Genomic DNA, 14,999 nt, shown 5'->3' with positions numbered 1-14,999 from the left:
CTACTCCCCCGGCTCGGAGCGGACGACGTCCGGGGCCGGCTGCTCCGGTCGCGGGCCGAGGGCACCGCCGACGCGGTCGTAGAGGTCCCGGGCGAACCGGGCGTCGCCGAGCGCGGTGTGCTGGTCGCCGGGCGACGGCTGCTCGACGCCGAGCTGCGCGCACATCCACTCCGAGTTCCACGGCGGCCGCATGTCCACGTCCGGGTTGTGGGCGGCGACCCAGCCGGCCGCCATCGTGCGGGCGTCGATCAGCCGGTGATGCCACGACGGGCAGAACCCGTGCTCGCGCATCCGGGCGGCGAGGACCTCGGCGTCGAAGCTGGGCACCAGCCCGACCAGGTGCGCGCCCCGGGTCAGCCTCTCGACCTTGTGCATCACCCAGTACTCCAAGAGACCGTCCGGCTCGAACGGGTCGCCGTCGGGATTCTCAGCGAACGCCGGGTGCCGCTCGTAGAAGCGGCCGATCTCCAGGGCCTTCGGGTCGGCGTTGCCCAGGTCGAGGTCGTCGACGCGGATGAACCAGCGCTCCTCGACGTCGTGGAGCGTGCTGGCGGCGTCGGGGCGGATGATCATGCCGATCTCCCAGGCGCGCCGGTCCGGGCGCAGGCTGGTGGTTTCGGTGTCGATGAAGACGATGCGGGTCATTGATCGCTCTCTTGCTCAGCGCGGTTGAGGATTTCGAGCACGGTGTCGCCGAGCTCGGTGGTCGCCCAGGGCCAGGCCTCCGCGTCGGGCGGCCCGGGCGGGAGAACGACGAGGTTCTTGGCGATCAGCGGCTTGAGGCGGCCGGTGGCCTTGCGCTTGCCGCCCGGGCCGTGGCCGGGCACGTCCTCGAAGTCGGTGCCGAGCGCCGGGCTTTCGTGGGCGCGCAGCCGGTGCCGGCGGACCTTGCCGGCCGCGACCGCTTGGAGTACTGCGGCCGCGCCCGGCGTCAGTTCGATCGAGGCCACGAGTGGGCCTCAGACCGCGCGGTCGCGTAGCAGGGCCTGCTGGACCGCTGCGCCGTCCATGACCCGGGTGGTGACGTTCTCGGGCCGATGACGGCCGGGCGCGTTGGGCGGTATGACGCCGGCGCGCTGCTCGAACTCGGTCAGCGGGGCCTGCCAGTTCGCGACACCGTACGGGCCGGGCTGGGCGTTGTCGTGCAGCTGCAGGCGGCGGGTGTCCTCGCCGACGCGGGCGCCGACGGGCCGGCCGTCGACGGTCACCGTGAGCCTGCTGTCGTTGACGCCGACGGGGATCGGCTCGATCGCGACCCGGCGCGGCATCAGCTTGGCGATGGTGATCAGGGCGCCGCCGAGCACGGCGATCGCGATGCCGATCCACGCCAGGTCGAGGGCGCTGAGGGCGAGGCCGCCGAGAGCCAAGCCGACGCCGGTCTTGGGAAGCATGTTGCCGTACATGAATGTGTGCCTTTCGTGAAACCGGAAGGGAGGAAGGAAGAAGGGCGCGGTCAGGTGGCGGCCCAGCCGCCACGCTCGCCGCGTACGAAGGCGAAGAAGGCGCGGGTGTAGATGAAGGTGAGCAGCAGGGTGTAGAGCTGCTCCGGGACGAACGCTGCGGCGTAGAGCCGGGCTCGCCATCCCATCCGCCAGACGGTCGCGACCCGCTCGATGAGCAGCAGCACGGTCGGCGCCGCCCAGTACCAGCGGAAGTCGACGCCGCCGAACACGGCGAGGGAGGCGACCAGGGCGATCAGGTAGACCGCGGCCACGACCGCGGACAGGAACAGGCCGCTCTGCTGCCGCCAGTAGGTCCAGCGCATGTGGCCGGGCATCCGCCTGCCGTACTGGGCCAGGTTGCGCAGGGCGCCGAGGTACCAGCGCTTGCGCTGGCCGGCGAGCTTGCCGACGGTGTCCATCACGTCGGTCGTGGCCCACATGCCCTCGGGCGCGCGGACCAGGTAGCCGCAGGTCTGCAGGGCGAGGGTGAGTTCGTTGTCCTCGGTCAGGCTGTGCGTGTCGTAGTAGCTCGCACCTTTCGGGAGCAGCACGCCGCGGCGGCGCTGTTCGCGGACGTCACGCAGCGCCTGCCACGAGAACAGGGTGCCGGTGCCGGTGAGCACGAAGGCGCGGTAGCCCATCCGCTTGGCGACCTGGCCGTAGCGGTGGAACTCCAGGGCCTGCAGGAAGCCGAGCGCTGTGGTCGAGGGGCGGGCGACGAAGGTGCCGCCCACACCGCCGACGCCGGCGGCCAGCTCGTCGACGGCGGTCTCGATGAAGCCCGAGCCGAGGGTGGTGTCAGCGTCCATCACGAGCACTGCGGTGTGCCACGGCTGCTCGATCAGATACGGCTCCAGCCGATCCAGCGCGAAGTTGATCGCGCCGGCCTTCTTGTCCTCGTTGTGGCCCGGGTACTTGAGCACGTACGCGCCGGCGGCCTCGGCCACCGCGGCGGTGTCGTCGGTGCAGTTGTTCGGCACCACGACGATCAGGTCCGGCGGACGGGTCTGGTCGCGCAGTGACTGGATCGTCGCGGCGATCGCGGCCGCCTCGTTGTAGGCCGGCACGATCGCGACCACCCGGCGCGGCCGCGCATCGGCCGAGCTCCGGGCGGTCTCCGGAGCCTGGACGTCGACCAGAGTTGGCGCGCTCATGACCGCCGCCCGTGCACGACGCAGGATTGCTCCACGTACGGCAGGCCGCACTGGGCGGAGCAGAGGGTGTCGCCCAGATCCGGCATGTCCTCCGGACGCAGCAGCCCGCGCCGGAAGCCGATGGCCACCGCGTGGGCCCGGTCGCGGGCGTCGAGCTTGCGGAACAACCGCCGGGCGTGGGTCTTGATCGTGTCCTCGCTGACGTACAGCATCCGGCCGATGTCGGCGTTCGACAGGCCGTCCGCGATGCCCTTCAGGACCTGCCACTCGCGGTTGGTCAGCGCCCGTTTGTCACTGACCAGGCTGTGATCGGTGCCGCGGCTGCCCTTGGAACTCGGCGGCAAGGCGGGCGTGGCCGGCGCGCTGCTCGGCGCCGCCGCGGGTGGCCCGGCCGGGGTTTGCGGAGGCTTCGGGCCAGACTCCAGCCTGGCCCGGCGGGCCTTCATGATGCGGTCCTGGACGTCGGCGGGGACCGGCTGGTTGCGGAAGTGCAGCGGCGCGCCGTTCAGCAGGGAGTCGAGTAGGCGATGGACGTAGGCGGGCGCCGGAACTGGGGAAGTCATTCGTCGTCTCTTTCTCCGAGGATCGCGGCGTCACGGGCCCGCGCGGCCTCGGCAAAATCAGGGTCGAGAGGGCGCGGCGGCGGGGCGGCCGGCGGCGCCTCGGGGTCGATGTGGTCGGCGTCGCCGGCCTTGCCGAGACGGCGGCACACCGTGCAGCGCGAGCGGCCCCAGTAGTCCGCGGGGATCTGCGGGTCGGCGATCAGCAGGTGCGGCGCCACCCGGCTTTCGGCGCGGCCGCTCTTACGGGTCCAGTGCTTGCGGTTCTGACGGCGGCTCACGACGGCCGGACCTGGCCGCGTGCCGGGTGCAGGCACGTCGGACTCAGCTCGCAGGCGATCATGTCCGGGCCGGGCTGCGCGGCCGGCTCGCTCGCGGCGAGCTCGTCGAGCAGATCCGGCCCCACCATGGGCATCGGCGCCTGGCCGCCGGTGCGCGGCGAGTGATCCCGGCTCCGCCCGGACGTGCCCGGGCGGGAGCTGACCTTCTCGTCGCAGACCCGGCCGCGGCCTCGGCGCCGGGACTCCGGCGTCCGCAGCTTCCGCTTGCAGATCTCGCAGTAGACGGGCTCGACCGGCTGTTCGGTCATCGCCGAGCCTCCGCCCGGGCCGGGCCGCGACCGCCGGTGAGGGTGTTCAGGCGGCCGATCGTCGCGAGCATCCTGTCGGCGGCCGCCGACATCCGCCGCTGGCCCGCGTCGCAGGCGGCGGCCAGGTCCTGGCGGGCACCCGGGCTCAGGCGGTAGCGCTCACCCATCGTCGCCGGCCTGGTCGGACGGCGGGACGGCCGGGCGGATCCGGTAGTCGTGTGGCGGCCGGTACGCCGGCGCGGCGAACCGGTCCCGCCAGTATTCGACCTCGTCATCCCAGCGGTGGCCGACGGCGTATCCGTCCGGCATTACCGGGATGCCGTCGATGGTGTCCCACACCGGCGGCGGCTCGACGTAAGGCTCCGGGCCTTCGTCACCGTCGTCGGTGTCGCGCTTCGGCAGCACCAGGAAGCCGAGGCACACCGCGACGATGACGACTCCGCCGGCGAGGCCGGGCCAGTTGCTGTCGACGGTCACGATCGCGGCGAGGACCAGGATGGCCAGCACAAGCACGGCGAAACCGAACAGCACGCTGGCGCCGAGCAGGCGCACGAAATACAGCACCGTTCGTCCTCGCGCTCCGCGGCGGGCGAGCAGGGAACGGACGCGGGTCACAGGTCCTCCGTGGAACGTGGTGTGGATGGTGTTCATCGGGCGGCCGCCAGGGACTTGCCGCCGGCGGCGGCCAGGGCGCGCACCGCCCGGTACTGCAGGGCCTTGCAGGCGTTCGCGTGGATGCCGAGTTCTGCGGCCGCCTCGGCGACGCTCATGCCGTCGAAGAACCGGAGCACCAGGACTTCGGCCTGCCCGGCCGTGAGCTCGTGCATCAGGGCGAACAGCTGCTCGCGGACCAGCGTGGTGATCGCGGTGGTCTCGGGGTCGTCGGCCAGCGTGGGCTCCATGAGGCCGCCGCCGGGCGACGCCGCGCCGTCCATGGCGGTATCCGACAGGACCTCGAGGTGGTAGCCCGCGGACTTCCAGTAGTCGGCGATGCGGTTCCGCGCGATGGTCATCAGCCAGGCCGCGATCGGCCGCTCGCGCCACTCGAAAGTCCCGAGACGACGCAGCGCCTTGACGAACACGTCCTGCGCCAGGTCCTCAGCGAGGTGCCGTTTTTGTACCCGCTTCTCCATGTACCGCAGGACCGCCGGGTAGTGGATCCGGTAGATGTCGGCGAAGGCCTCACGGTCCCCGGCCTGGTGACGCTGCGCGAGTGCGAACGACGCGCGAGCCGCGTTGAGCCGTGCCTCCTCGTCAACCGGCGTGCGCTGCGCGACGACGGTCATGACGTGACCTCGGCCGGCTGGTGGCGGCGGTTGTGGGTGATGCAGAACAGGTCCGCGCGCATCGCGCATCCGGCGCGGGCGACGATCGGCAGCGACCCCAGCACCCGGTCGAGGTAGACCTGAACCGCCTCACGCACGACGTGCGCCGGCTGCATGAGCTCCGCCTCGATCTGCTCGCGGTCGACGCCCTCGGACAGCAACACGAGCGCGAGGTAGCCGAGGTCGAGCTTCGTCTTGTCGACCGGCGCCTGGGCGGCGGGATCGTCCGGGGGTATCTCTTCGAGGTTGTGTACCGTGGCCATTGGGCCTCGACCTTTCGTAGAGGTGGGTCGGGGATTGCGAGCCATGGCCGATGCAGCGGTCGTGGCTCGCGGCTTTCAGGAAGTGGCCGGCGGCTCGTCGGCCGGGCGGCGCAGCAGGTCCAGGACGTCGGCGGACTTGTACCGGCGATGACCGCCGGGCGTGCGGATCGCGGTCAGCCGCCCGGCGATGGCCCAGCGCGCAGGAGTCCGCGGGTCGACGCGGAACAGACGCGCGACCTCGCCGGACGTCAGCAGCTCCGGCAGATCCGGGTCCGGCGCGTTCATGGCGCGATCCCGTGAGCCCGCCGTCCGATGACGTGCGGAGGCGGCGGTTTCGGGGGTCCTGATGGCTCACCGGGGTCCGTCGGCGGCTTCGGGCCGGCCGGAGCGAACCCGACCGTGCCCTCGGCCGGCCGCTGCGGGAATCGCGGCGGCGGTGGGGGCGGCGGGAGCGTCGGCTTCGGCACCGTTCCGGCACCGTCCGACGGCGAAGGAACGGTCGGGCCGGACGGCTGCGGCCCATTCGGGCCGGCAGGACCAGATGGGCCGGGGCCAGCCGGACCCGAAGGGCCGGGGCCCGCTGGGCCGGTAGGGACGGCGAGCGCGGTCATGCGACGGCCGCCGCATCCGCGGCCGCCGACAGGCGGACGAACTGCTCGACCGGCACGTGCAGGGCAGTAGCGAGCAGCACCAGCTCGTCGCTGCGGAACGCGATATCGCCGCGAACTCGCAGGGCGAGCGACTGGTGGCTTAGACCGACGACGTCGGCGAGATCGCGCAAGCTCTTGTTCTGTCGCGCCATCTCGGCCCGTACCTCGGCGGCGATAGCGCGACGCACGACCTCAAGGCGTATCGTCGTCGCGTCCGGTGGTTCGATGTCGGGCATGGCGCAAGACTGTCACGCATAGCGCAACGTCGTCAAGATGGCACGATCGATATCGTCCGTCCGGCTTGACGTGTAACGGTGACGTTGACAGAGTTGCGATATGACACAGGCACATGAGCGAACCGCGACGCTCAGCCAGCTCGTCGCCGACGAGATCCGCGTGGCGATGACTCGCCGACGCATGAGCGGCCGCGAGCTGGCCACGAAGCTGAACGTGTCCCCGAGCTGGGTCAGCTACCGACTCAGCGGCAAGCAGCCGATCGACCTCAACGACCTCCTGCGCATCGCGAACGCGCTAGAGGTCGGAGTGCACGAGCTGCTGCCGCCGCCCGACATCGCCGCCGGCGCGGCCGAGACTCGGGCTAACGCACATTAGCCCGAGTTTCCGGCCACCGATAAGGTCTGGCCATGAACGCAGCGGCGGAGATCGGCGTCATCGGCGGCTCAGGGCTCTACGCCCTCCTGGATTCCGCGTCCGAGCATGTCGTGTCCACGCCCTACGGTGCACCCTCCGACCCGATCACGATCGCCCGAGTGGGTGACCGCCGCGTCGCCTTCCTGCCGCGGCACGGGCGCGATCACCGGTTCCCGCCGCACAAGATCCCCTATCAGGCGAATCTCTGGGCGCTTCGCGCTTTGGGTGTACGTCAAATCGTCGCGCCCTGCGCGGTCGGTGGCCTGCGGCCCGAGTTGGGTCCCGGCACTTTCGTGGTTCCCGACCAGCTGATCGACCGTACGAGTGGGCGCGCGCAGACGTACTACGACACCGGCGCCGTCCACGTGAGCTTCGCCGATCCTTATTGCCCCGACGGCCGCGCCGCCGTGCTCGAGGCGGCCCGCCCGGTGGACGCGGTCGACGGCGGCACGATGGTGGTGGTCGAGGGTCCGCGGTTCTCGACCCGCGCCGAGTCGCGCTGGTTCACCTCGATCGGCGGCACGATCGTCAACATGACCGGCCATCCGGAGGCTCTCCTGGCCCGCGAGCTGGGGCTCTGCTACACCTCGATCGCCCTGGTGACCGACCTGGACGCCGGGGTCGAGGGCGACCACGGTGTCACCCAGGAGGAGGTTTTCCGGGTCTTCGCGGAGAACACGGAGCGGCTCCGATCCGTACTCCTGGAAGCAGTGACCAAGCTCCCCGAGCGACGGACCTGCCCTTGCGCGTCAGCGCTGGAGGGTTTGAAGCTGCCGATCGAGCTACCGTGAAGCAATGATCGACGCCGATGGCTTCTTCGGGGAGAAGGTCGCCGAGAAGTACGACATCCCCAACGATCCCCAGTTCGATCCGGCCGTCGTGGCGCGGACCGCGGACGTGCTGGCCGATCTGGCCGGCCGCGGCGGTCGCGCCCTGGAGTTCGCGATCGGCACCGGCCGGGTCGCGGTGCCGTTGGCCGAGCGCGGCGTCGAGGTGCACGGCATCGACATGTCCCGCGCGATGCTGGCCCGCCTGCGCCCGAAGCCCGGGGCCGAGCGGATCGGCGCGACGGTCGGCGACTTCACCACGACCCGCGTCGACGGCGAGTTCGATCTGGTCTACCTCGTCTTCAACACGATCATGAACGTCACCACGCAGCAGGGGCAGGTCGCCGCGTTCCGCAACGCCGCCGCCCACCTGCGCCCGGGCGGCCGTTTCCTGGTCGAGGTGATGATCCCGGAGCTGCGCAAGCTGCCGCCGGGCCAGACCGCGGTCCCGTTCACCGTCACCCCCACGACGCTCGGCTTCGACACATACGAGCCGGCCACCCAGGCCATGGCCTCGGTCCACGTCGTCGACGGCGAGATCTCCAGGATTCCTTTCCGGTACGTCTGGCCGGCCGAACTCGACCTCATGGCGCAGCTGGCGGGCATGGAGCTCGAGCACCGTTGGGAGTCCTGGTCCCGCGCTCCGTTCCGCGACGAGAGCGAGTCGCACATCTCCACCTGGATTCGCCCCACTATGTGACTACAGTCACATCCGCGTTCTGCTGTTTCGCCGACAGGGGTCGATGCGTGATGGTATTCGCCGTTGATCCTCGGCGAAGGGACCCCTCGTGGAACGGCGTCTGGGCCGCCTCGGCGTCCGCGCGGCATCGGTCGGCCTGCTCCTGGCCGGCCTGGTCGGCGGCGTCTACCTGGGCAAGGAGCGGCCTGCCGTCTCCCCCGCCGCGTCCGGCGCGCCGGTGAACCTGGTGGTGGAGTCGCAGGACCTGACCCTGCTCAAGCAGCGCCAGGGCGCACACGCCGCCGCCCGCGCCTGGCAGCGCGAGGCCGAGGGCGCCGCCGCGGCCAAGGCGGCCGCCGCCGCGAAGCTCACCGCGGCCCGCGCGCATGACCTCGAGGAGCAGGTCATCGCCGACAAGAAGAAGGCCGAGGAGAAGAAGAAGGCCTTGGAGAACGGCGGCCCGGTCCCCTACGACGGCCCGATCCCCAGCTCCTGCAACGAGTTCAGCGGCAGCCGCAAGATCGGTTGCGCCTTGATGCTCGAAGCCGGCTTCGGCATCGACCAGTTCCCGTGCCTCAACAACTTGTGGACAAAAGAGAGCGGCTGGAACTACAAGGCCGAAAACAAGTCCTCAGGCGCGTACGGCATCCCCCAGTCCCTCCCCGGCAGCAAGATGGCCTCCGAGGGCGCCGACTGGAAGACCAACCCCGCCACCCAGATCAAGTGGGGCCTCGGCTACGTCAAGGGCCGCTACAAGACCCCGTGCGGCGCCTGGCAGAACTTCCAGAACAACGGCAACTACTAGCCCCACGGCGACCGCCGCGGCAGCGACCACTGAGGACCCTGTCGCGGCGACCGCTCCGATCGCGCCGATCGACAGCACCGACCCGAACGAGGCAACGGACAGGACCGACAGCACCGACCCGAACGAAGCCACCGACAGGATCGATCCCACCGACCCCACGGACAGGATCGAGTCCTTCGAGTAGACGCTGAGGATCGAGTTGCTGGAGCGGTACGACAAAATGTTCATGCGCACCATCCTGGCGACCACCGCGCGCACCCACATCGCCCCGCCAGATCCACAATTACTGATCCCAGAATCAACCGCATGACTGATGCGCGCCGCAAATCTGGGATCGGGCCGCCAGGTTCAACTTGGCTGCGTCAAAGACAGCCATTAAGGTTCCGCGCTGATCACTGACGTGCGTAAGAACTTCGCTGCCGTCGTCGACTCGGTCATCGACGACGCCGAGGAATGCGTCATCCCCCGCGGCGGCGGCAAGGCAGTGGTCATCGTGTCACTGGACGAGTGGAACGCCATGAACGAGACCCTGCGCATCGTCTTCACTCCACACGCGTGGCTCCGCCACGACACGAGGATGGCCCGGCGCATCAGCAAGCTGATCATCGACGTCCAGCGCGATCCGCACGGGACAGGCCTGGGTAAACCCGAACTCCTGAAGGGCCCTCTGGCCGGCTGGTCCTCCCGCCGCATCGAGGGGCGTCCGGGCTCGGCACCGGAGCAAGATATGACGAGGCTGCGTGGTTCGCGCTTTGCGCGCCTCTTCAATCGATGAACGGTGCATCGGATTGCAGTGCCGCGTGGTGCAGGACGGGCACATCGAGCGCGAAGAGCGGCTCGGGAAGCTGATCGAGCGGGAACCAGCCGAGCTCCGCGGCTTCGCCGTCCGGTGTTCCGGCGCGGCTCACTGGCGACCCGAGGAAGACGACACCGACGCAGTGCACGACGCGGCCGTCCGGATAGCGGTGTACCTGTGTCGCGGGGTCACTGTAAATGCCGAGGAGGCCGTGCAGGTCGACGTCCCAGCCGGTTTCCTCCCGGCATTCGCGCCGGGCCGCCTGCTCCCACGTCTCACCGGCCTCCACTCCGCCACCCGGCAGTCCCCAGGTGCCTTCACCGCTGCGGCGCATCAGAAGCACACGGCCTCGCTCATCCTGGACGACGACACCGCAGCACGGTCGCAACTCCATTCGGCCACTTCCTTCCTGCCATGGCTGGCGACGCGCACGCCGTGCTATTGCGGTTTCATGCTGCCCACTGACGGACATGTGCACACCGAATGGTCCTGGGACTGCGAGCCCGGAGACATGGAGGCCAGCTGCGCCCGGGCGTTGAGGATGGGTCTACCGGCCGTCGCCTTCACCGAACACCTCGACTTCACCGTCTGGACCAACGTGGAGCCGTCGCCGGACGCCCCCGCGAAGGTGACCGACCTGATCGGCGAGGACGGGACACTGACCCCGCCACCACTCGACGTCGACGGTTACCTGGCCTGCGTCCAGCGCTGCCGCGACAAGTTCCCCGACCTGGTGATCCTCACCGGTGTCGAGGCCGGCGAACCGCACTGGCACCGGGACCAGTTCGCCACCGTCCTCGGGGCGGGGCAGTTCGACCGTGTGCTCGCCTCCCTGCACACTCTGCCGCTGGGTGGCGGACTCAACGAGCCGGGTGAGCATTTCGCGCGGCGCCCGGCCGCTGACGTGGTCCGCGACTATCTGGCCGAGATACCGCGGCTGGTGGCCGGGTTCGCCGACTTCGAGGCCCTCGCCCACATCGACTTCGTCAGCCGGTACTGGCCGGCGGCCGCGGGCCCCTTCAACCCCACAGACTTCGAGGAGGAGTTCCGGTACGCGTTGACGACTGTCGCGACCACGGGCCGAGCACTGGAGGTCAACACCAACCACAAGCCGTTCCCGGAGATCGTCCGCTGGTGGCGTGAGGTGGGCGGCGAGGTGATCACCTTCGGCAGCGACGCGCACGCCCCGTCCTTCGTCGGCCACGGCTTCGCCGAAGCGGTCGCCATGGTCGAGGCGTTGGGCTTCCGCGCGGGCCGCCATCCGTACGACAGGTGGTACGCCTGACGCAGGACGTGTTCATTCCAGATCGATGGCGAAGCCGCCGACCGCTATGTCCACGGTGCCGCCATAGTGCTCGGCGGCCGCCGCCAACGCGATTCGCGGGTCGGTTCCCGGCCAGAGATGAGTCAGGACCAGATGGCCGGCCATCGGCGACCAGACGGATGCCGGCGTTCGGCTCCCAGTGCGGCAAGAGCCGGGTCGCGGCCTGGAACGGTCCAAGCTCGAACTCGGCGCCGGGAATGACCTCGTGCACCACGTAGGTGCCGTCGAGCAACCTGGGGCGGTCCAGTGCCAGCACCGCGTCGAGCGCGCCCGCCGGCGCATAGACGGGCAGGGGCCGTGCGGGACACCCGCCCAGAGCACGGGCCCGCAGCAGTGGGTTGAGGTCCGCACAGTGGTCGGGATGTCCATGGCTGACAAACACCGCGTCGACCTGCTCCGCAGAGATGCGCCTCAACATCCGCGGAAGGGTCGCGTAGCCGACGTCGAGAAGAAGCCGAAACCCGTCATGCTCGACGAGAAACCCGCTGCACGCCTCGTCCGCCTGAGGCCACACCCCACACGCACCAAGAACGCTTACCCGCATGCAGACATCCTGACGTCACGCTCTCGCACGATCGTCAGAGCAGCTAGTCGAGGAGCCAATTGTGCAGCGTCTCGCCGAAGGGCGAGAAGGCCAGCACCGTCAGCGCCACCCAGACCACGGCCCACGCCGCTGCTTGCACCGACCGGCCACGAGCCACCACCAGGGCGATCCCGGCCAGCGTCAAGCCCACCACCGGCAATTGCGGAAAGTACAGAACAATCGCGTGAGGGAGCGCGACCAGCCAGAACAGCGGATTCCACACCGACTCCGGGCCGATCACCGGGATCGAGTCCTTCGGGTCACCGAGCCGCTCCAGTCCGGGAGCGAGCAAAGCGCCGTAGTCACCGCTGCGCACCACCGCCACTGTCAGGGTCAGAAACGTGCCGATCAGATAAATGCCCAGCACCACCCACAACGCGACAGTCAGAGGGCGAGCTGAACGGCGCCTACCGATGGCACGTTCGTCGATGGACTGCGTCATGGCCCCGCAACCTATCGCATCGCCAGCCACCCAGCTGCCCGTCTGCCCACCAAGCGCAACCTGCCGCACCGCGGGGCTTCCGAGGGCTCGGCCCCCGGAGCAGATATGACGAGGCGACGCGGTTCGCGCCGGTCGGCGACGTCAGGTCGCTCCGCGCCGCCCTGGTGGAGCCGCATCCCGGCGACCCTCGTCAGTGGTTGACAGGCCGGTGACGGAGGTGGGTGGCAGACGCGCGTTCACCGGGATCAAGCTTCCGTTCGGCTTGCCCTGAACCGGGTCGACGCGAGGACTTGCAGGCCCAGCGGGGTGAGGGTGTGCCGGACGGCGCGCCCGGCCCGCCGGGTGGCCGCCAGGCCGGCGGCCCGCAGCGCGGTGACGTGTCCGGACGCGGAGGCGGCGCTGATCCGCAGATCCCGGGCCAGCTCTGTGGTGCTGCGGCCGGTGACCAGGGCACGCAGCACCCGGGCGCGGGTGGGGCCGACGAGCGCGGCCAGCGGGTCGTCGCGGGGTTCCGCCCAGGACGCGGGGGCGGGATGGATCGGGTAGGCCAGCGTCGGCCGGCCGCTCGCCTCCGCGATCACCCCGGGACGGCTCCAGAACACCGACGGCACCAGGCGCAGCCCGCGCCCGCCCAGCCGGATCTCGCCCTCGGCGGGCGAGCGCACCTCGAGCGCCGGCGGCGTCCAGCGAATGTCCGGGCCCAGGGTGGCCAGCGCCGCATCGACGCCGTCGGTCAGGATCAATCCTGCGCGGTGCGCGAGCTCGGCCCGCAGCAGCGCGTCGACGGTGGTCACCGTGGGTGCGATACAGATCCGGTGGTACGCCTCCATCGCGTCGGCGAGTCCGGCCAGGGTACGGCGGTGCGCGTCGTCGATCCCCCGCAGCTCGCCGCAGGCCGTCGCCGTGCCGGCAGCGCGCAGCGCCTTGGCGAACCGGTCGGTGGGCCATCCGCTGTATCCCTCCGGGGTCAGGAAGTCCGGGACCAGGCCCTCGGCCGGGATCACGTCGAAGAGGGCAGCCGCCGCACCGCGTACCCGGGGCCGGACGGTCTGCCGCCACCGGTCCAGGAACGGCCCGGACACGGGCTGCCGCAGCGCCTGCACGCTGCCGATGGTCTCCGCGTGCCAGGCGATGTCGAAGATGACCCGGCCCCGGTCGGCGGGTTCGAACAACAGGCGCAGCATGTTTCGACCCTGCCCGAAAGGATCGCGTACGTCGATCCCGGCCCTCGATCCTGACCGCCATGAGACACGCACGCCTGTTCAGTGCCGCGACCATCGTCGTCGCGGCCGCCCTACCCGCCGTGCCGGCGTACGCCACCCCCGACGCGGCCACGGCACCCGTCGCCGGATCCACCTCCGCCACTCAGCCGGCCACCGGGCCGCAGCCGGTCGCTTACCAGGTCCGGCTCTCGGCCGACGACACCGGCGCCACCTGGCGGGGCCATCAGCGGGTCGCCTTCGTCAACAAAGGCTCGGACACGCTCGACACCGTCTGGCTGCGGCTGTGGGGCAACGGCCCGGACGGCTGTACGACCACCCCGGCGATCGCCGTCTCAGCCTTCGCGGGCGGCAAGGCCGGCCCGCTCGCCGTCGGCTGCACCGCGCTGCCGGTACGCCTGAGCCGCCCGGCCGCACCGGGAGAGCCCGCCGTGGTCGCCTTCGACCTGACCATCCGGGTGCCGGAGCGGGCCGACCGGTTCGGCCGGGTCGGGCCGTACTCGTTCCTCGGCAACGCCCTGCCGCTGCTGGCCGTACGCGACGAGCGCGGCTGGCAGCTACCCCCGTACGTGGCGAACGCGGAAAGCTTCTACTCGCTGACCAGCAACTTCGCCGTGTCGCTGAACCACCCGGACGAGCTCGCCGTGCCGGCCACCGGAACCGTGCTGGCGGAGAAGCGGAAAGGCGGCCGCACCACCACGACGATCACCGCGCCGCTGGTGCGCGACTTCGCCTGGGCGGCGGGGCCGTTCCGCCGCGCCGAGACGCGCACGGCGACCGGTGTGCGCCTGCGCACCTGGTACACGCCGGACGTGACCGCAGAAGCCGCCGCGGAGGTGCAGGGGCAGGTCGCGCGGGCAATGGAGTTCGCGGCCGGCGAGTACGGCCCGTACCCGTACCCCGAAATGGACACCGTGATCGGCGGCTTCGAGGGCTTCAGCGGGATGGAGTACCCGACCCTCATCCTGACCGAGCCGGCAGCGCTGCCGGCCGTGCACGAGGCCGCGCACCAGTGGTGGTACGCCCTGGTCGGCAACGACGAGTACGCCCATCCGTGGCTGGACGAGTCGCTGACCCACTACACCACCACGAAGCTGCTCGGCATCCCGGACTACTGCGCCGGCGCGCCGTTCTGGTTCTCCGACACCATGCGCGTCGACGCCGGAATGGACTACTACGACCCCCGCCGCGACGAGTACGTTTCCGCCGTCTACGGCGACGGGGCCTGCATGTTCCACGAGCTGGAGGCGCTGATCGGCGGGAACGCGATGCGTACCGGCCTGCGGCGTTACTTGGCCGCCCAGCGGTTCGGCGTGGCGCGACCGGCGGAGCTGCGTGCCGCCCTGCAGTCGGCGACGACGGTAAACCTGGGTGACTTCTGGATCCGCTGGCGCAACACCGCCACCTGAGAGGACGCCCGGCGTCGACCGGACTGCCGCAGCGGGCTCGGCCCCGGAGCAGACGTAGACGAAACGGCCCCCGGCCTCGCGATCTTCGCGAGCAGGGGGCCGCCATGCCGTGGAGGTGGTCACCGACTACTTGAACCCGACCGACCACCGTGACCACCGCACCAGGCGCGACCACCGCACCAGGCGCGACCACCGCACCGTGGGGGTCTGGGGGGTCGCCCCCCAGGTAGATATGACGAGGCGACCTGGTCCGCGCTTTTTGCGGACACAGGTCGCCATC

At 70.6% G+C, this 14,999-nt stretch carries 23 protein-coding genes and 2 pseudogenes; 7 read left to right on the top strand and 18 right to left on the bottom strand.

From position 1 onward, the window contains the following. From CRP55_RS09870 to CRP55_RS09810, 13 genes and pseudogenes are all read right to left on the bottom strand, one after another. Complete coding sequence (locus tag CRP55_RS09870; protein ID WP_097319384.1) at window positions 1–645, bottom strand: 3'-5' exonuclease; 645 nt, start codon at window positions 643–645, stop codon at window positions 1–3. Then, window positions 642–950: a hypothetical protein gene (locus tag CRP55_RS09865; protein ID WP_097319383.1), complete on the bottom strand. Its 309-nt coding sequence runs from the start codon at window positions 948–950 to the stop codon at window positions 642–644. Before CRP55_RS09865 ends, CRP55_RS09870 begins: the two co-directional genes overlap by 4 nt. A gap of 9 nt (window positions 951–959) precedes the next feature. Further along, the gene (locus CRP55_RS09860; protein WP_097319382.1) at window positions 960–1,403 is read right to left on the bottom strand and encodes a hypothetical protein; all 444 of its coding nucleotides are present in this window, start codon (window positions 1,401–1,403) and stop codon (window positions 960–962) included. A 50-nt stretch (window positions 1,404–1,453) separates the two neighbouring features. Further along, window positions 1,454–2,596, bottom strand: coding sequence for a glycosyltransferase family 2 protein (locus tag CRP55_RS09855; protein WP_097319381.1), 1,143 nt, complete (start codon window positions 2,594–2,596; stop codon window positions 1,454–1,456). 98 nt (window positions 2,597–2,694) lie between these two features. Further along, window positions 2,695–2,877 (bottom strand): annotated as a pseudogene (locus CRP55_RS54470) (response regulator transcription factor); the annotation flags it as partial. A 278-nt stretch (window positions 2,878–3,155) separates the two neighbouring features. Then, on the bottom strand, window positions 3,156–3,437 hold the full coding sequence (locus CRP55_RS09845; protein ID WP_097319379.1) for a hypothetical protein: 282 nt from the start codon (window positions 3,435–3,437) through the stop codon (window positions 3,156–3,158). Then, a complete protein-coding gene (locus CRP55_RS09840; protein WP_097319378.1) occupies window positions 3,434–3,745 on the bottom strand; it encodes a DUF6011 domain-containing protein in 312 nt (103 codons plus the stop codon). Before CRP55_RS09840 ends, CRP55_RS09845 begins: the two co-directional genes overlap by 4 nt. Beyond that, window positions 3,742–3,912 (bottom strand): hypothetical protein, encoded by a 171-nt coding sequence (locus CRP55_RS52880; protein ID WP_179855110.1) that lies wholly within the window; start codon window positions 3,910–3,912, stop codon window positions 3,742–3,744. The genes CRP55_RS09840 and CRP55_RS52880 overlap by 4 nt, the downstream gene beginning before the upstream one ends. Next, window positions 3,905–4,360 (bottom strand): hypothetical protein, encoded by a 456-nt coding sequence (locus CRP55_RS09835; RefSeq protein WP_179855109.1) that lies wholly within the window; start codon window positions 4,358–4,360, stop codon window positions 3,905–3,907. The genes CRP55_RS52880 and CRP55_RS09835 overlap by 8 nt, the downstream gene beginning before the upstream one ends. Window positions 4,361–4,392: 32 nt before the next feature. Continuing rightward, entirely contained in the window at window positions 4,393–5,031 is a 639-nt protein-coding gene (locus CRP55_RS09830; protein WP_179855108.1) for an RNA polymerase sigma factor, read from the bottom strand. Continuing rightward, on the bottom strand, window positions 5,028–5,333 hold the full coding sequence (locus tag CRP55_RS09825) for a hypothetical protein (RefSeq protein WP_097319375.1): 306 nt from the start codon (window positions 5,331–5,333) through the stop codon (window positions 5,028–5,030). Before CRP55_RS09825 ends, CRP55_RS09830 begins: the two co-directional genes overlap by 4 nt. Window positions 5,334–5,408: 75 nt before the next feature. Then, entirely contained in the window at window positions 5,409–5,618 is a 210-nt protein-coding gene (locus CRP55_RS09820; protein ID WP_097319374.1) for a BldC family transcriptional regulator, read from the bottom strand. Window positions 5,619–5,940: 322 nt separating this feature from the next. After that, window positions 5,941–6,219, bottom strand: a complete 279-nt coding sequence (locus CRP55_RS09810; protein ID WP_097319373.1) for a helix-turn-helix domain-containing protein — start codon at window positions 6,217–6,219, stop codon at window positions 5,941–5,943. A gap of 100 nt (window positions 6,220–6,319) precedes the next feature. Between CRP55_RS09810 and CRP55_RS09805 the strand changes: the two genes are divergently transcribed. The 5 genes from CRP55_RS09805 (at window position 6,320) to CRP55_RS09780 (ending at window position 9,720) form a co-directional block, all read left to right on the top strand. Beyond that, window positions 6,320–6,595 carry a helix-turn-helix domain-containing protein gene (locus CRP55_RS09805; protein ID WP_097319372.1) on the top strand — a complete coding sequence of 92 codons (276 nt, stop codon included), beginning with the start codon at window positions 6,320–6,322 and terminating at the stop codon, window positions 6,593–6,595. Between the two features lie 32 nt (window positions 6,596–6,627). Then, window positions 6,628–7,425 carry an S-methyl-5'-thioadenosine phosphorylase gene (locus CRP55_RS09800; RefSeq protein WP_097319371.1) on the top strand — a complete coding sequence of 266 codons (798 nt, stop codon included), beginning with the start codon at window positions 6,628–6,630 and terminating at the stop codon, window positions 7,423–7,425. 4 nt (window positions 7,426–7,429) lie between these two features. Next, a complete protein-coding gene (locus CRP55_RS09795; protein ID WP_097319370.1) occupies window positions 7,430–8,161 on the top strand; it encodes a class I SAM-dependent methyltransferase in 732 nt (243 codons plus the stop codon). An 88-nt stretch (window positions 8,162–8,249) separates the two neighbouring features. Continuing rightward, complete coding sequence (locus tag CRP55_RS09790) at window positions 8,250–8,945, top strand: aggregation-promoting factor C-terminal-like domain-containing protein (protein ID WP_097319369.1); 696 nt, start codon at window positions 8,250–8,252, stop codon at window positions 8,943–8,945. A gap of 400 nt (window positions 8,946–9,345) precedes the next feature. After that, the gene (locus tag CRP55_RS09780) at window positions 9,346–9,720 is read left to right on the top strand and encodes a type II toxin-antitoxin system YoeB family toxin (protein WP_179855107.1); all 375 of its coding nucleotides are present in this window, start codon (window positions 9,346–9,348) and stop codon (window positions 9,718–9,720) included. Here the strand turns inward: CRP55_RS09780 and CRP55_RS09775 are convergent. Beyond that, window positions 9,710–10,135 carry an NUDIX domain-containing protein gene (locus CRP55_RS09775; protein WP_179855106.1) on the bottom strand — a complete coding sequence of 142 codons (426 nt, stop codon included), beginning with the start codon at window positions 10,133–10,135 and terminating at the stop codon, window positions 9,710–9,712. The genes CRP55_RS09780 and CRP55_RS09775 overlap by 11 nt on opposite strands. 57 nt (window positions 10,136–10,192) lie before the next feature. On the opposite strand from CRP55_RS09775, the gene CRP55_RS09770 reads away from it, so the two are divergent. After that, complete coding sequence (locus CRP55_RS09770; protein WP_097319879.1) at window positions 10,193–11,026, top strand: PHP domain-containing protein; 834 nt, start codon at window positions 10,193–10,195, stop codon at window positions 11,024–11,026. 12 nt (window positions 11,027–11,038) lie between these two features. On the opposite strand, the gene CRP55_RS55595 is transcribed toward CRP55_RS09770, so the two are convergent. The 4 genes and pseudogenes from CRP55_RS55595 to CRP55_RS09755 all read right to left on the bottom strand — a co-directional run bounded on the left by CRP55_RS55595 (window position 11,039) and on the right by CRP55_RS09755 (window position 13,274). Further along, window positions 11,039–11,170 (bottom strand): hypothetical protein, encoded by a 132-nt coding sequence (locus tag CRP55_RS55595; RefSeq protein WP_281260772.1) that lies wholly within the window; start codon window positions 11,168–11,170, stop codon window positions 11,039–11,041. 82 nt (window positions 11,171–11,252) lie between these two features. Beyond that, window positions 11,253–11,609, bottom strand: a pseudogene (locus CRP55_RS56200) (MBL fold metallo-hydrolase); the annotation flags it as partial. Window positions 11,610–11,652: 43 nt separating this feature from the next. Beyond that, window positions 11,653–12,090 (bottom strand): hypothetical protein, encoded by a 438-nt coding sequence (locus CRP55_RS09760; protein WP_143234512.1) that lies wholly within the window; start codon window positions 12,088–12,090, stop codon window positions 11,653–11,655. A 245-nt stretch (window positions 12,091–12,335) separates the two neighbouring features. Beyond that, entirely contained in the window at window positions 12,336–13,274 is a 939-nt protein-coding gene (locus CRP55_RS09755; protein WP_097319367.1) for an ArsR/SmtB family transcription factor, read from the bottom strand. A 59-nt stretch (window positions 13,275–13,333) separates the two neighbouring features. On the opposite strand from CRP55_RS09755, the gene CRP55_RS09750 reads away from it, so the two are divergent. Continuing rightward, complete coding sequence (locus CRP55_RS09750) at window positions 13,334–14,719, top strand: M1 family metallopeptidase (protein ID WP_097319366.1); 1,386 nt, start codon at window positions 13,334–13,336, stop codon at window positions 14,717–14,719. Window positions 14,720–14,999: the final 280 nt, after the last annotated feature.

The organism is Paractinoplanes atraurantiacus, assembly GCF_900215205.1.
Taxonomy (GTDB): domain Bacteria; phylum Actinomycetota; class Actinomycetes; order Mycobacteriales; family Micromonosporaceae; genus Actinoplanes; species Actinoplanes atraurantiacus.
The sequence above is the reverse complement of the archived record's forward strand: the minus strand, read 5'-3'. Positions and strand labels throughout refer to the sequence as shown.

What these genes read in the sequence shown, in the direction of transcription:
- CRP55_RS09810 (WP_097319373.1), bottom strand. Translation starts at nt 6,219, where the DNA reads ATGCCCGACATCGAACCACCGGACGCGACGACGATACGCCTTGAGGTC.
- CRP55_RS09800 (WP_097319371.1), top strand. Translation starts at nt 6,628, where the DNA reads ATGAACGCAGCGGCGGAGATCGGCGTCATCGGCGGCTCAGGGCTCTAC.
- CRP55_RS09830 (WP_179855108.1), bottom strand. Translation starts at nt 5,031, where the DNA reads ATGACCGTCGTCGCGCAGCGCACGCCGGTTGACGAGGAGGCACGGCTC.
- CRP55_RS09855 (WP_097319381.1), bottom strand. Translation starts at nt 2,596, where the DNA reads ATGAGCGCGCCAACTCTGGTCGACGTCCAGGCTCCGGAGACCGCCCGG.
- CRP55_RS09820 (WP_097319374.1), bottom strand. Translation starts at nt 5,618, where the DNA reads ATGAACGCGCCGGACCCGGATCTGCCGGAGCTGCTGACGTCCGGCGAG.
- CRP55_RS09770 (WP_097319879.1), top strand. Translation starts at nt 10,193, where the DNA reads ATGCTGCCCACTGACGGACATGTGCACACCGAATGGTCCTGGGACTGC.
- CRP55_RS09870 (WP_097319384.1), bottom strand. Translation starts at nt 645, where the DNA reads ATGACCCGCATCGTCTTCATCGACACCGAAACCACCAGCCTGCGCCCG.
- CRP55_RS09795 (WP_097319370.1), top strand. Translation starts at nt 7,430, where the DNA reads ATGATCGACGCCGATGGCTTCTTCGGGGAGAAGGTCGCCGAGAAGTAC.
- CRP55_RS09775 (WP_179855106.1), bottom strand. Translation starts at nt 10,135, where the DNA reads ATGGAGTTGCGACCGTGCTGCGGTGTCGTCGTCCAGGATGAGCGAGGC.
- CRP55_RS09755 (WP_097319367.1), bottom strand. Translation starts at nt 13,274, where the DNA reads ATGCTGCGCCTGTTGTTCGAACCCGCCGACCGGGGCCGGGTCATCTTC.
- CRP55_RS09805 (WP_097319372.1), top strand. Translation starts at nt 6,320, where the DNA reads ATGACACAGGCACATGAGCGAACCGCGACGCTCAGCCAGCTCGTCGCC.
- CRP55_RS52880 (WP_179855110.1), bottom strand. Translation starts at nt 3,912, where the DNA reads ATGGGTGAGCGCTACCGCCTGAGCCCGGGTGCCCGCCAGGACCTGGCC.
- CRP55_RS09860 (WP_097319382.1), bottom strand. Translation starts at nt 1,403, where the DNA reads ATGTACGGCAACATGCTTCCCAAGACCGGCGTCGGCTTGGCTCTCGGC.
- CRP55_RS09825 (WP_097319375.1), bottom strand. Translation starts at nt 5,333, where the DNA reads ATGGCCACGGTACACAACCTCGAAGAGATACCCCCGGACGATCCCGCC.
- CRP55_RS09750 (WP_097319366.1), top strand. Translation starts at nt 13,334, where the DNA reads ATGAGACACGCACGCCTGTTCAGTGCCGCGACCATCGTCGTCGCGGCC.
- CRP55_RS09760 (WP_143234512.1), bottom strand. Translation starts at nt 12,090, where the DNA reads ATGACGCAGTCCATCGACGAACGTGCCATCGGTAGGCGCCGTTCAGCT.
- CRP55_RS55595 (WP_281260772.1), bottom strand. Translation starts at nt 11,170, where the DNA reads ATGGCCGGCCATCTGGTCCTGACTCATCTCTGGCCGGGAACCGACCCG.
- CRP55_RS09840 (WP_097319378.1), bottom strand. Translation starts at nt 3,745, where the DNA reads ATGACCGAACAGCCGGTCGAGCCCGTCTACTGCGAGATCTGCAAGCGG.